This is a genomic window from Arthrobacter sp. B055-34 (assembly GCF_059090425.1).
Genome location: NZ_JBNHFQ010000002.1, coordinates 224,177 through 237,304, shown reverse-complemented (window position 1 = coordinate 237,304; position 13,128 = coordinate 224,177). Strand labels below are relative to the sequence as shown.

The window sequence follows — 13,128 nt, the reverse complement described above, 5'->3', positions numbered from 1 at the left end:
CATAGATGCCGGCTCTTGACGCACATTCGGGCAAGCGCCCCTGTCTCGTCCCCGGCCGCTCAACGAAGCATTGGGAATATGAAAAGGCAGAAGCGCCATGGATGATGCCCGGTATGCGATGGCGGGTGGTGGGCGTATCGAGCCGGAAGGGCCCGCCGTCGGTCGGTGGATGACTGAGCCAAGTACTGGAGAATGCCTGGCCTGCTACGTCTGGCGCATGCTTGAAAACGGGTGCCGGGGACTGCGCTGGACTGCTAGGTTCCGTGAGATTACAGCTCCGCGCGCCACCGTCTTGGAAGGGCGGCTGGGACGGATGGGCGCCTACTGCGATTGCGAGATTTTCTGCTTCGCATACGAGGTGGACCCGTTGTATTTCCATATCGACGAGTTGGTCGACGTGGCCGAACAGGCCATACCGGTGTGCATGAGCGTGCGCTGGGGGTCAACGAAGCCGTGCCCGCTCTGGCGGCCGGTTCCCCGCTGGTGAGTGCCTCCGGGGACATGGCCTGGGTGCCGCCATCGTCAGTTGGTTGATGCCGGAACCGGGCCTGGGTCAGTGCGGAGGCGGCGGCATGCGGTCCAGGTGCTGGGACGGCACCCGGTCGCGGTCATACGTAATCTCGGTGTAGCCATGCGGCGCGGGCAAGCCGTCCGCACCGAGATTGACGAAGACGATTTTCTCGATGGTCAGGATGGACTGGCGGGTGAACATGTTGCGTACTTCGGCCCGCATGGTCAGCGAGGTCCGGCCGAAATGCGTGGCTGTCAGCCCCATCTCGATCAGGTCTCCCTGCTGGGCGGAACTGACAAAGTTGATCTCGGACATGTACTTGGTCACCGCCATCCCGTTGCCGAGCTGGACGATGGCGTAGATGGCGGCTTCCTCGTCGATCCAGCGCAGCAGGCTGCCGCCGAAGAGCGTGCCGTTGGCATTGAGGTCTTCGGGCCGCACCCACTTGCGGGTATGGAAGGTGATGTCGCCATTATTCATGACTTGACCCTAACCGATGCAGGCTGTGGATAACTTCTGCAACCCGCTGTTGTTTTCGACCGGTGGAAGCGGAAAGGCCGCCAACCCGCAATGCGGACTGACGGCCTTTCCTTTTCGTTGCGGGGACAGGATTTGAACCTGTGACCTCCGGGTTATGAGCCCGGCGAGCTACCGAACTGCTCCACCCCGCGGCGTAGTTATGACTCTAGACCCCTCAGCGCCCAAACGACGAATTTGGTGAGCTGCCTCACGAATCCGCGCCCGCCGGCCAGATTCGTGAGGCAGCATGTCGCCACGCAAAGCTGATTCCGGAACGGTCTACGGCAGCGGGAGCGGTTCGTCCAGCGGCTGGCTCTTCGGGTCCATATCGATGCCGAGGTCCTTCGCGAACACAGTCCTGGTCGCGCTGTAGACCTGCTCTTTGCGCTCGTCGAGTTCGAACACGCGGGCACCGCGCAGATGGTGTTCCTTGGCGCCGCCAAGGCCGTAAGTGCCGAAGCCGGTGCCGGGTCCGTAGCCCAGTTCGATTCCAAAGTAGTTACCCGAGTAGGTGTTGATGTGGTCATGGCCCACATAGACACCGCGGACGTCGCCGCGCTCCTGCAGGGCGCTGAAAAGACCGGAGTTGAAGGCGCCGGTGTAAACGCTTTCGTTCTTGACGCCGACGATGCTGTGCTTGGTCACTGCAGCCGCGTGGTCGGCGTCGTCGGAGCTGAACTGGGAACCGAACCACATGTGGTGGTGCTCGAAGAGCGGGATATGGAAGAACATCAGCGAAGGGATCTTGCCGTGCTGCCTTTCGGCGGCCTCGGACGCTTCCCGGTACCACTGGATCTGGCTGGGGCGGATCCAGTCGTAGCCCATCAGGCCTTCGAAGTCCTGGCCGCCGAGGTTCTCCGGTGCATACCGGCCGGAGTCGAGCAGCCAGATGCCGAAGGCCGGCTTGTTGCCGCTGGCGGAGCGGATGAGCAGCTGCGCATTGGACGAGCCGTCGACGCCCTTCTCCGGCCGGACGTTGACGTTGTGCTGGTAGCCGCGGACGAACTCCAGCATCTTGGCCTCGGTCATGCCGGTGCCGTTCGCCATCGAGTCCTCGTCGTGGTTGCCGAAAGTGACGGCCCAGTGGATGCCGCGCGATTCCATCGGCTGCACCACGTTGTTGATGGACTGGCGCACTTCCTCGGCCGTCTTGGGCGATCCGTTGATCACGTCGCCGTTGATCAAGGCGAAGCCGGGCTTCTCGGCGTCGAGGACCTTGCCCATGAACTCGACGGTGCGCCGGTCGGTGCGCGGCCCATCCTGGGTGTCGTTGAACTGGACCACGCGGAACTTGCCGTCGGGACCGAACGCCAGCGGCATCTTCGCGTTGCCTTGTCGCTGGGCGGGGACTGCGGCGTTGGCGCCCGGGGCCGCGGCCAGCATGCCGGCCAGGATGGCGCCGGTCCCGCCAGCGATCAGTCCGCGGCGTCCGAGATTGGGGGAGTTGGTGCTCATTTTCGTGCCTTTCATGCATCCCGACTGCAGAGGCAGCTCGGTGGCCGGCCCGGAGGAGGACGGGCAAGTCGGGATTGCGACTTTAGGCAGCGGAAATGACCGGCAGGTTGCCGGCGGGTGGAGCGCTTCCCAACGAAGTACGACGCCGGAATTAAGCTCCGGCGTCGTACTTACGCTTGGTTCGGGCTACTTGAGATGGTCCACCAGCTGGTTGGCAATCCCGGTGTAGCTGCCCGGGGTCAGCGCCAGCAGACGGGCTTCAGCCTCGGCGGACAGTCCCAGACCGGAGACGAATTCCTTCATGCGTTCGGCATCCACGCGGTGTCCGCGGGTGAGGTCCTTCAGCCGTTCGTAGGGGTTGTCCATACCCTCGACCCCGGCGATGGCTTCGGCGCGCATAACCATCTGGATCGCTTCGCCGAGCACCTCCCAGTTCTGGTCCAGGTCCGCGGCCAGCACATCGGCCGGCACATCGAGCCGCTCCAGGCCCTTGGCAACGTTCGAGATGGCCAGCATCGAGTGCCCGAAGGCCACGCCGATGTTGCGCTGCGAGGAGGAATCGGTAAGGTCGCGCTGCCAGCGGGAGGTAACCAAGGTGGCGGCCAGGGTGTCCAGCAGGCCGTTGGAGATCTCCAGGTTGGCCTCGGCGTTCTCGAACCGGATGGGATTGACCTTGTGCGGCATGGTGGAGGAACCGGTGGCGCCTTCCACCGGAATCTGGGCGAAGTAGCCGATCGAGATGTAGCTCCAGATATCCGTGCACACGTTGTGCAGAATCCGGTTGAACCGGGCAATGTCCGCGTACAGCTCGGCCTGCCAGTCATGCGACTCGATCTGTGTGGTCAGCGGGTTCCACGTCAGGCCCAGACCCTCGACGAAACTCTTGGAAACGGCCTGCCAGTCGGCGCCGGGCACCGAAGCGTAGTGGGCGGCGTAGGTGCCGGTGGCGCCGTTGATCTTGCCCAGGTACTCGGTCCGGGCGATCCGCTCGAGCTGGCGGGTCAGCCGGTGCGCGGTGACCGCCAGTTCCTTGCCCAGCGTGGTGGGCGTCGCCGGCTGGCCGTGGGTGCGCGAGAGCATTGGGACATCCCGGTTGGCCTCCGCCATGTCGCTGATCTGCGCTACGAGCGATCGGGCGGCTGGCAGCCAGGCCTGCTCCACGGCACCCTTGATGCCGACGGCGTAGGAGAGATTGTTGATGTCCTCCGAGGTGCAGCCGAAATGCACCATGGCCTTGAGGTGATCGATGCCGATGTCTTCCAGCCGGCGGCCGATGTAGTACTCCACGGCCTTCACGTCGTGGACCGTGACGGCCTCGATTTCGGCCAGTTCGCGGACGGAGTTGCCGTCGAAGTCGGTGACGATCTTGCGCAGCGCGGCCTGCTGCTCCGCGCTGAGCGGTCCGGCCCCCGGCAGGACGGACTGGCTGGTGAGATGGATCAGCCACTCGACTTCCACGTGGACGCGGTCGCGGTTCAGCGCTGCCTCGGAGAGATAGTCGACCAACGGCGCGACGGCGGAGCGGTAACGGCCGTCAAGGGGGCCAAGGGCGATTGCAGGAGTGACGTCTGCCAGGGAGACGCGGGGAGTTTCAGCCATGGGCCCCATTCTTTCAAGAGTCGGGCACGATTCCCTAACCTGTCCGCTATCTTTCACCGCACCGGTTTCTTGGCTGGCGGCCGCTGGGTGCCGGAGGACACGATCTCCACAGCACAGCCGCGGCTGCCTTTGCGCACATACCTGAACTGGCCTGCCTGCCATCTTGTGCCGCGGACTTAGCGTCGATGCAAGGGAAGGAAGAGTGATGGCCAGTTCGTTGCAGAGTACGACGTCGGGGCTTGCGGCCGGCGCGACGGGAGCCGACGATCTGCGGCTGGCTGCGCAGCGGCTGTACGCCTGCGAGACCGCATTGCTGGAGCTCAACGGCCGGCTGGCGGGACTGGAGCTGGCGGCCTGGGTGTCGCCGGCCGGGCAGGCCTTCCGCCGCAGCCTGGTGGAACGGCAGCTGCGGATGGACAACGCGGCAGCAGAAGTCAGGGAGGCGGCCATGGCCGTCAATGCCTTTGGCGTAGCGGTTGAAGCGGCCGCCCTCATCCAGCCGGGCCCATGATCGGCGATCCCGAGTGGTTGCCTGCCCCGGCCCGGCTGGACGGGAGCTCCGGGGACCTTGGCGGCTTTCGTGTGACGGGCGGAATCGGCGGCGCGGCCTTCCAATGGGAAGAACTTGAGGACGCCGCGGTCCGGCTGAGGTCCGTGGCCGCGGATGCGGATCGAATCTATTTCGACATCTATGCACTGCAGCTGACCATCCTGGACAGCGGCCTCTTCATGGTGCCCGGGCGGGTGTTTGCGCAGGAGGCCGTGCGGCGGGCGTTGGAGGCTATTCAAGCGTCGGCCGACGACGTCCGCCAAATAGCGGACCAGGTAACCAGGGCGAACGAAGCCTACGGTCGGGCCGAGGCTGCCGCCAACGGTGCCCTGAACGGCCTGGCGCAAGGAACCTGGTGGCTAAGTACGCCCCTGGGCGCGATGGGAAACGAGCTGCGGCCTACGCTGAGAGGCACGGAGCGGCTGATCAACCACGGAACCCGCGGCCTGCTGGCGCTGCCGCCGATACCCGGACCACCGGATGATCCCCGCTACCCTGGCTCAGGACCGGCATCGACTACTGAGCGTCTTGTCCCAAACCTCGTCGAGACCGCAAATGGGTTGGGCCTGCTGCAGCCGGCTCCCATTTCGGTAACCCGCCGCGCCGATGCCGGAAACGGACCCGGAGGAGAACCTGCGGCCGGAGCGGTGCCGCTGGACGCCACGCCGGCAGGACTGCTCGCGCGTGCCGGGGCTGCGGCAGCTGCCGGGCCGGGAACTATTGAGATTTTGGAAACGGAAGCCGCCACCGGCAAGAGCTGGGTTGTTTCACTGCCGGGAACCCAATCCCAGGGGCCGGAGGCAACGGCCAATCCATTCGATGAGACAGGGGTAGCCGAAGCACTCGCCTATGACAGCCGCCATGTCTCCGCAGCGGTTTCGGCGGCGCTGGAGGAAGCCGGCGCGGAGGCCGCGGACCAGGTGGTCCTGGTCGGCTACAGCCAAGGCGGCATCCACGCCATGAACATGGCCGCAGACAAGGCATTCCTGGCCGAGCACAACGTTTCCTACGTGCTCACGGCCGGCTCCCCGGTCGGTGACGTGGATCTGCCGGAAGGACTCAGAAGCCTGCACCTGGAACATGTCCAGGATTGGGTGCCCGGCGCGGACGGACGTGCCAGCCCGGATACCAGGGACCGGGTAACCGTGACCCTGAGCAACGAAGTAGCGACGCCCGACGGCGAAGACGGCGGCCTTGGCCCCGGACACGACTTCGGGAACTACGTGGCCGAAGCCCAGCTGCTGCAGGACAGCACGGATGTCTCGGTGACAGATGCCGGACTGGCGCTCGGCGCCGCTGTAGGCGGAGGCCTGGCAAGCCGGCATCTGTTCATGCTCATCCGGCAGGTGCCCATCCGCGAACCCTTGCCGCCGCATAAGCGGGCATCGTACTCATTGCGGAACCGCCCGCACGGCTACTGACGCATACGCCTCGATCAAATCCCCAATGCGCGATTTGCAGCCGCCGCAGCCGGTGCCGGCCCGGGTGCAGGCGGAAACCTCGTCAACACTGCTGCAGCCGCCGGCTATCGCGTTCTCCACCCCGCCGAGCGTTGCCCCGCTGCAGCGGCACAAAGTGGAGTCCGGATCGGCTGGTGCCGGCGCGTCATCCTGCTGGTCGACCGCGTCCAACCGGAACAGGGCGGTACGGTCCGCCGGCAGTTCGGCGCCGCGCTCATACAACAGCACCAGTTCGGCCGCCGTCCGGGGCATGCCGACACAGACGAGTCCTTCGAGCACTCCGCCCCGGGTCACCATCTTGGCGTACCGCCCATGTTCCGGGTCGGCCCACTGGGCTACCTGAACGGGAGGGCGACCTGGCGGATCCCCGCCACTATCCCGTTCCGGCCGCCAAGCGTCCCAGAGCTCGGGGGAGATGTTCCCCGCCGAGGCCAGGTCTAGTCCGCGCGCCTTGAGCAGCAGGACGCCGGGCCGTTCCGGTGCCAGCGGCGCCGCCTGGGTCTGCGCCGCTGTCCCGCCTGCCACGGCCACCTGCCGCCGTGGCACGAGCTCCAGCAAACGCCGGGCAACGTATTCCGCCTGGCGCCAGCCGGGGCCGATCAGACCGGCAGGTCCCGCACTACTGCCTGAACAGCCTGCGCAGCCGCCATCGCCGCACGCCACCTGGGCGCAGTCGCCGACGGCGAATATCCGCCCTTCCACATCGGCTTCAAGCCTGTGGTTCACCAGTATGCCCTTGTCCACACCCAGTCCGCAGCCGACAGCCAGCTCGGTCCTCGCCCGCACCCCGCAGGAGAGGAGCAGAAGATCGCCGGGAATCTCGGTGCCGTCCTCGAGCACCAGCGCGCGGAATTGGTGGCGGCCTCCCGCGGACGGACGGAAAGCAACTGCGGTGGAACGGACATCGGATGCCAGCCGGATTCCGCTGGCGTGCAGCGCGGCGGCCAGCATCCGTCCGCCGCCGGGATCAAGATTGCGTCCCAGCGGGTGCGGTCCATGATGGACCACGGTGACATCGGATCCTTCCTCGGCCGCGGCCAGCGCCGCTTCGATGCCGAGAATCCCGCCGCCAAGAATGACGATCCGGCCGCAGGAACCGACAACAGCACGCAGCTTTGCCGCATCCTCCAGATCCCGCAGGGCCGTCACGCCGGGCGGCAGCAAATGAACGGCGGCCGGGTCCGGATTCAGGCCGGCCAGCGTAGGGACCACGGCCTGCGCCCCCGTGGCGAGCACCAACCGGTCGAAGGGCTCCTGTGTTCCGTCGTCCAGCAGCACGGTCCTGCGCGCCCGGTCGATCCGCCGGACGGTGCGGCCCAGCAGCACCGTGGCACCGTCGCCGCGGAGCTGGGCGGCATCGGCCAGCCCGATGGCTTCGCCGGTAGTTCGCCCCGTACCGACGTCGGCAACCAGGACACGGTTGTAGGCCGCCACACCTTCGGCACCGATGACCGTCAGGTCCAGCCGGCCCTCGCGAACCGCGGGGAGGATCTCGTCAACAAGGCGGACTGCCACCGGACCGAAGCCGACAATGACAACGCGTTCGACGATCCCCTCGACGTTCTGCCCGCTCACAGGGCCCCTGCTTTCGCCAGCACGCGGACCCGTACGGGGGTGGATTTGAATTCGGGCATGCCGGAAATGGGATCGGTGGCCGCGGACGTGAGGATGTTGGCCGACTGCTCCTTGGGGAAATGGAAGGGCAGGAAGACCGAATCCGGCCTGATCGCGATTGTCACATCGGCCCTGACCCGGACCGGGCCGCGGTCGCCAATGACTTCCAGCAGGTCTCCATCGGCGACACCCAGGCCCTGCGCCGTTACGGGATGCAGCTGCAGGCGTGCTTCGGGCTGTGCAGCCGCGAGCTCGGCAACCCGACGCGTCTGGGCGCCGGATTGGTAGTGCTCCAGCAGCCTGCCGGTCACCAGCATGAGGCTGCCGGGCTCGTTCAGGGCTTCGGCCGGTGCCGTGGGCGAGACAGGCACCAGCTTGGCCCGGCCGTCGTCGTGCGCAAAGCGGTCCAGGAACAGCCGCGGCGTACCCGCGGACCCGGTCGGGAACGGCCAGTAGGCCTCCGCGCCGGCGTCGAGCTTCTCGTAGCTGATGCCCGAATAGTCGGCCGGACCGCCGGCAGAAGCACGCCGGAGTTCCTCGAAGACGGTTGCGGCTTCAGCGCTGAAGCTCGACGGTGCGTTCAGCCGCCGGGCCAGTTCGGCCATGATCCACAGCTCGGAGCGTGCCCCGGCCGGCGGATCGATGGACCGGCGGCGCCGCAGCACACGCCCCTCAAGGTTGGTCATCGTCCCTTCTTCCTCCGCCCATTGCAGGACGGGCAGCACGAGGTCCGCCTCGGCGGCGGTCTCGGACAGGAAGAAGTCGGAAACCATGAGGAAGTCCAGATTGCGCAGCCCGCGGATGACGGCACCGGTATCAGGGGCAGAAACTGCCACATTGGACCCGTGGACCAGCAGGCAGCGCACTCCGCCGGGCCGGCCAAGGCCCAGGAGCATTTCGACGGCGGGAACACCGGGCCCGGGGATCTGCTCGGGCCGCACACCCCAGACACCGGCCACATGTTTCCGGGCGGCCGGATCTGTGATCTTGCGGTAGCCAGGCAGCTGGTCGGCCTTCTGGCCGTGCTCGCGGGCGCCTTGCCCGTTGCCCTGCCCAGTCAGCGTGCCGTAGCCGCTGTGGCTGCTGCCCGGAAGCCCCAGCAACAGGCTCAAGTTAATGGCCGCGGTGGTGGTGTCCGTGCCATCAACATGCTGCTCAACACCGCGGCCCGTGAGGATATAGGTCCCGCCGGTCGCCTGTCCGGCCGCATCAAGCCGTGCCCCGGATGCCAGTCGGTGCGCCGTCTCGCGGATCAGTTCCGCCGGAACACCGGTCACGGTCTGGGCCCGTGCAGGCCACCAGTGGTTCAGGCTCCGACGCAGTTCCTCAAAGCCTGTGGTGCGGTCTCGGATAAAGGACTGGTCAGCGAGTCCCTCATGGACGACGACGTGGGCAATGCCCAGCAGGAGCGCCAGGTCCGTACCCGGTGTCGGCTGGAGGTGCAGCCCGGCGCCGGCCTCCGTCAGCGCGGCGGTGGCTGTACGCCGTGGGTCCACCACGATGATGCCGCCCGCAGCCCGGGCGCCCTGCAGGTGCTGGACAAACGGCGGCATGGTGTCCGCGACGTTGGAGCCCAGGATCAGGACGGTGTGGGCCTGATCCAGGTCGGCCAGCGGAAACGGCAGCCCCCGGTCCATGCCGAACGCCCGGTTCCCCGCCGCTGCGGCGGAGGACATGCAGAACCGGCCGTTGTAGTCGATTCGGGAGGTGCCCACGGCCAGCCGTGCAAACTTCCCGAGCTGGTACGCCTTTTCGTTGGTCAGGCCGCCGCTGCCGAAGACCCCCACCGAGTCCGGCCCGTGCAGCGAGCGGGAGCTGCGGATGGCCCCGGCCGCCAGGTCGAGGGCTTCATCCCAGCCGATCGGGCGGAAGCTGCCGTCGCCGCCGCGCAGCAGCGGTTCGGTCAGCCGTTCCGGCGAATCCAGCAGCGCCGGCGAAGTCCAGCCCTTCCGGCACAAACCTCCGCGGTTCGTGGGAAAGTCCCGGCCGGCTGCTTCCAGCGGCGTCCGGGCAGCGGGGAGAGCCGGCCTCCCGCCGTCGTCGTAAGTTGGTTTGGTAGCCACGGATGCGGCCGCCGGTTCATGGGGCGCCAACCGCATTGCGCACTGCAGCGCGCAGTAGGGGCAGTGAGTATCCACGGCCATCAGACACCGCCCCGGGCCATCTCGGAACCGGGCCGCAGGTAGCAGAACCAGGCCACCACCAGCATCGCTGCATAGGCCGCCACGAATCCGTAGAACGCGCCGGTGTAACTGCCGGTGGCCGTACTGGAGGCGTTGAGGACTTGCGGAATCAGGAAACCCCCGTACGCGCCGATCGCGGAAACCAGGCCGAGCGCCGCAGCCGCCTTGCGCTCGCTGCCAACGTCCACGCTGCTGCGGGTAGTCCCGGTCCGGCAGCGGATGGCGAAGATGCGCGGGATCATCCGGTAGGTGGCGCCGTTGCCGAAGCCGCTCGCGGTGAACAGCGCCAGGAACAGCAGCAGGAAGAGCCAGAAGTTCGCCAGCGGCAGCGTCCACACCACCGCCAGTGCAATCAACGCCATGGCTGCGAACGAAGCTACCGTCATCCTTGCTCCGCCGAAGCGGTCCGCCAGCTTGCCTCCCAGCGGCCGGGCCAGCGATCCCACCAGCGGACCCAGGAACGCCAGCGAGAGAGCCGCCGATCCCACAGCAAAGGAAGAGAACCCGGGGAAGACGTCGTGGATGAGCTTCGGGAAGACACCGGAGAAACCGATGAAGGAGCCGAAGGTGCCGATGTAGAGCAGCGCCATGATCCACAGGTGCGGCTCGCGCAAGGCTGCCACGGAACCGGCGGCATCGCCCTTCGCGTGCGAGAGATTGTGCATGTACTTCCGCGCACCCCAGGCCGCCAGCAGAATCAGCGGCACCCAGATCAGTCCGCCCAGCGGGAGGTTGAGCGAAGCGGCCGCGCCCAGCGTGATCACCAAGGGCACCACCAATTGCGCGACGGCGGCGCCAAGGTTTCCGCCGGCGGCGTTCAGCCCCAGCGCGTAGCCCTTTTCAGACGCGGGGTAGAAGTAGGTGATGTTGGCCATCGAACTGGCGAAGTTGCCGCCGCCAAGGCCTGCCAGACCCGCCATCAGCAGCATCACGCCGAAGGGCGTCCCGGGATTGGCCACGCACGCGGCCAGCCCGATGGACGGGACCAGGAGCAGCAGGGCGGAAATCACGGTCCAGTTCCGGCCACCGAACTTCGGCACCATGAAGGTGTACGGGATCCGCAGGGTAGCTCCGACCAGGCTCGGAATCGAGATCAGCCAGAAGATCTGCGAGTTAGTGAAGTCGAACCCCGCCGCAGGGAGTTGGACGGCCATGATCGACCACAGTTGCCAGACGACAAAGCCCAGAAACTCGCAGAAGATGGACCAGTTCAGATTGGTCCGCGCGATCGGCCGGCCTTCGGTTTCCCAGAAGTCCTTGTCTTCCGGATTCCAGCCGTCCACCCACCGGCCCGGACGAATCCGCAGCCGTGAATCTGCCCCGACGCCGGCGCGTGCGGCGCCGGTGGTCCTGATCTGGTCAACACTCATTCAGTCCTCCAAAAGGGAGCGGTTTCACCCTGTTGGTAAGACTGTAGGAACGGCGTGTTTCGGTAGCAGTGGCCGGAGGTTACGGGCGGATCAAAAGTGCCTCACCGCGCTGCCGGCCGCCGGTGAGGCAACGCGCTACCGGGTCCGCGTGATCGATCCGGCGATCAGGGACACGAGACTGATAATCAGCGAGCCGAGCACCGCGGTCCAGAAAAAGGAGTCCACCACAAAGTTCACCGGTGTGTAGGAAGAGAGCCAGGCCGTGAGCATCAGCATGAGTGCGTTGATGATGATGGTGAACAGGCCCAGCGTCAGGATCGTGACCGGCAGCGACAGGAAGCTGACGATCGGCCGCACAATGGCGTTCACCAGCCCGAAAATGAGCCCGATAAAGAGGAATGCAAGTACGACGCCGGCCGTTGAGTTTCCCTGCGCAACTTCCGCTGCCGCTGTGCTTTCCACGGTAATGCCCGGCAGGACCCAGCTTGCTACCCACAGCGCCAGGCCGTTGATCAGAACACGCACAATGAACTTTCCCATGGCTTCATGCTGTCATACCGCTGATCCCGGGGGCACCTGATCCGGCGTGACAAACGCCTCGTTGCATCACCGTATTCTTTAACCCATGACTTCTACCCAGAACCCCACCAACGTAGCTGCGGTTCAGACGGCAGCCCAGGACCGTCAGATCCGTCCCCGCCCGGTCATGGACCGGTTGCCCAAGTATGCAGCGGGCAAACCGCCGGCCGTTATTGAAGGGCTGCAGCCGTACAAGCTCTCCTCCAACGAGAATCCGCTCCCGCCGATCCCGGAGGTGCTGGAGGCTATCCAGTCCCAGCACAACATCCAGCGCTACCCGGATCCGCTGTCGACAGCCTTGCGCACCGAACTGAGCCGATTCCTGGATGTGCCGGCTGAGGACATCGTCACTGGTGCCGGCAGCCTGGGCGCGCTGGTCCAGATCCTGCAGACCTTCTCCGGCCAGAGCGAGGACGGCACGGCGGACGAGGTCGTCTACGCCTGGCGCTCCTTCGAGGCCTACCCGATCATGATTGGCCTCTCCGGCGCAGCCAGCGTACAGATTCCCAATCAGGCGGACGGCTCGCACGACCTTGAGGCCATGGTGGCCGCAATCAGCGAGCGGACCAAAGTCGTCCTGCTGTGCACCCCGAATAATCCGACCGGTCCGGCCCTCACCACCGCCCAGGTGGAGGACTTCCTGGCCAAGGTCCCGCAGGACGTGGTGGTGGTCATCGACGAGGCCTACACCGAGTTTGTCCGGGATCCGGAAGTGGTGGACGGTATCAAGGTGTACAAGAAGTACCCGAACGTGATCGTCCTGCGGACCTTCTCCAAGGCCCATGGCCTGGCAAATCTTCGCGTTGGATACTCCGTCTCGAATCCGGAACTCACCCAGCACCTGCGGGTCGCCGCGACGCCCTTCGCCGTGTCCAGCCTGGCCGAGGACGCGGCAATTGCCTCGCTGAAGCACTACGACAAGGTTGTTGAAAGGGTACAAAGCCTCGTGGACGAACGTGACCGTGTGGTGGCCGGCCTGAGCGAGCTTGGCTGGAAGATCCCGGAGTCCCAGGGCAACTTTGTCTGGCTCCCGCTGGGTGAGAACTCCCAGGACTTTGCCGCCTACGCGGGTGAGCAGGCACTCTCCGTACGGGCCTTCCCCAACGAAGGGGTCCGGGTCAGCATCGGCGAGGTGGAGGCCAACACCCGTTTCCTCGCTCTGTGTGCGAACTATACAAAAGGCCCCGGCGTTTCCTGACCGTAACAACAGCGGGGCTGAGGCCCGGTATCGTTAGGCTGGAACAGAAAACCGACCAATATATGCCTCGCGGGTAATGCATTCCGTTCA

The 13,128-nt window shown here is 66.0% G+C and carries 11 protein-coding genes and 1 tRNA gene; 4 read left to right on the top strand and 8 right to left on the bottom strand.

Annotated features, from left to right (window positions below):
- Window positions 1-97: 97 nt before the first annotated feature.
- Window positions 98-487 carry a DUF2695 domain-containing protein gene (locus AC5RWO_RS04265; RefSeq protein WP_498729643.1) on the top strand — a complete coding sequence of 130 codons (390 nt, stop codon included), beginning with the start codon at window positions 98-100 and terminating at the stop codon, window positions 485-487.
- Between the two features lie 66 nt (window positions 488-553).
- Here AC5RWO_RS04265 and AC5RWO_RS04260 read toward each other — a convergent pair whose 3' ends face one another.
- From AC5RWO_RS04260 to purB, 4 genes are all read right to left on the bottom strand, one after another.
- Entirely contained in the window at window positions 554-991 is a 438-nt protein-coding gene (locus tag AC5RWO_RS04260; protein ID WP_498729642.1) for an acyl-CoA thioesterase, read from the bottom strand.
- A 117-nt stretch (window positions 992-1,108) separates the two neighbouring features.
- Window positions 1,109-1,182: transfer RNA gene (locus AC5RWO_RS04255), tRNA-Met, on the bottom strand.
- 127 nt (window positions 1,183-1,309) lie between these two features.
- A complete protein-coding gene (locus AC5RWO_RS04250; RefSeq protein ID WP_498729640.1) occupies window positions 1,310-2,485 on the bottom strand; it encodes a metallophosphoesterase family protein in 1,176 nt (391 codons plus the stop codon).
- 186 nt (window positions 2,486-2,671) lie between these two features.
- Window positions 2,672-4,084 carry an adenylosuccinate lyase gene (purB, locus tag AC5RWO_RS04245; protein ID WP_498729638.1) on the bottom strand — a complete coding sequence of 471 codons (1,413 nt, stop codon included), beginning with the start codon at window positions 4,082-4,084 and terminating at the stop codon, window positions 2,672-2,674.
- A 205-nt stretch (window positions 4,085-4,289) separates the two neighbouring features.
- Here purB and AC5RWO_RS04240 point away from each other — a divergent pair, with 205 nt between their 5' ends.
- Window positions 4,290-4,595: a hypothetical protein gene (locus tag AC5RWO_RS04240; protein WP_498729637.1), complete on the top strand. Its 306-nt coding sequence runs from the start codon at window positions 4,290-4,292 to the stop codon at window positions 4,593-4,595.
- Window positions 4,592-6,055 (top strand): hypothetical protein, encoded by a 1,464-nt coding sequence (locus AC5RWO_RS04235; RefSeq protein WP_498729635.1) that lies wholly within the window; start codon window positions 4,592-4,594, stop codon window positions 6,053-6,055. The genes AC5RWO_RS04240 and AC5RWO_RS04235 overlap by 4 nt, the downstream gene beginning before the upstream one ends.
- Here the strand turns inward: AC5RWO_RS04235 and AC5RWO_RS04230 are convergent.
- The 4 genes from AC5RWO_RS04230 to AC5RWO_RS04215 all read right to left on the bottom strand — a co-directional run bounded on the left by AC5RWO_RS04230 (window position 6,026) and on the right by AC5RWO_RS04215 (window position 11,801).
- Window positions 6,026-7,645 (bottom strand): FAD-dependent oxidoreductase, encoded by a 1,620-nt coding sequence (locus AC5RWO_RS04230; protein ID WP_498730084.1) that lies wholly within the window; start codon window positions 7,643-7,645, stop codon window positions 6,026-6,028. The genes AC5RWO_RS04235 and AC5RWO_RS04230 overlap by 30 nt on opposite strands.
- Window positions 7,646-7,665: 20 nt before the next feature.
- Window positions 7,666-9,852 carry a molybdopterin oxidoreductase family protein gene (locus tag AC5RWO_RS04225; RefSeq protein WP_498729634.1) on the bottom strand — a complete coding sequence of 729 codons (2,187 nt, stop codon included), beginning with the start codon at window positions 9,850-9,852 and terminating at the stop codon, window positions 7,666-7,668.
- Complete coding sequence (locus AC5RWO_RS04220) at window positions 9,852-11,261, bottom strand: MFS transporter (RefSeq protein ID WP_498729632.1); 1,410 nt, start codon at window positions 11,259-11,261, stop codon at window positions 9,852-9,854. The genes AC5RWO_RS04225 and AC5RWO_RS04220 overlap by 1 nt, the downstream gene beginning before the upstream one ends.
- Before the next feature lie 135 nt (window positions 11,262-11,396).
- The gene (locus AC5RWO_RS04215; RefSeq protein WP_498729630.1) at window positions 11,397-11,801 is read right to left on the bottom strand and encodes a phage holin family protein; all 405 of its coding nucleotides are present in this window, start codon (window positions 11,799-11,801) and stop codon (window positions 11,397-11,399) included.
- An 85-nt stretch (window positions 11,802-11,886) separates the two neighbouring features.
- Between AC5RWO_RS04215 and hisC the strand changes: the two genes are divergently transcribed.
- Window positions 11,887-13,038 carry a histidinol-phosphate transaminase gene (gene hisC, locus AC5RWO_RS04210; RefSeq protein ID WP_498729629.1) on the top strand — a complete coding sequence of 384 codons (1,152 nt, stop codon included), beginning with the start codon at window positions 11,887-11,889 and terminating at the stop codon, window positions 13,036-13,038.
- The last annotated feature ends 90 nt before the right edge of the window (window positions 13,039-13,128 follow it).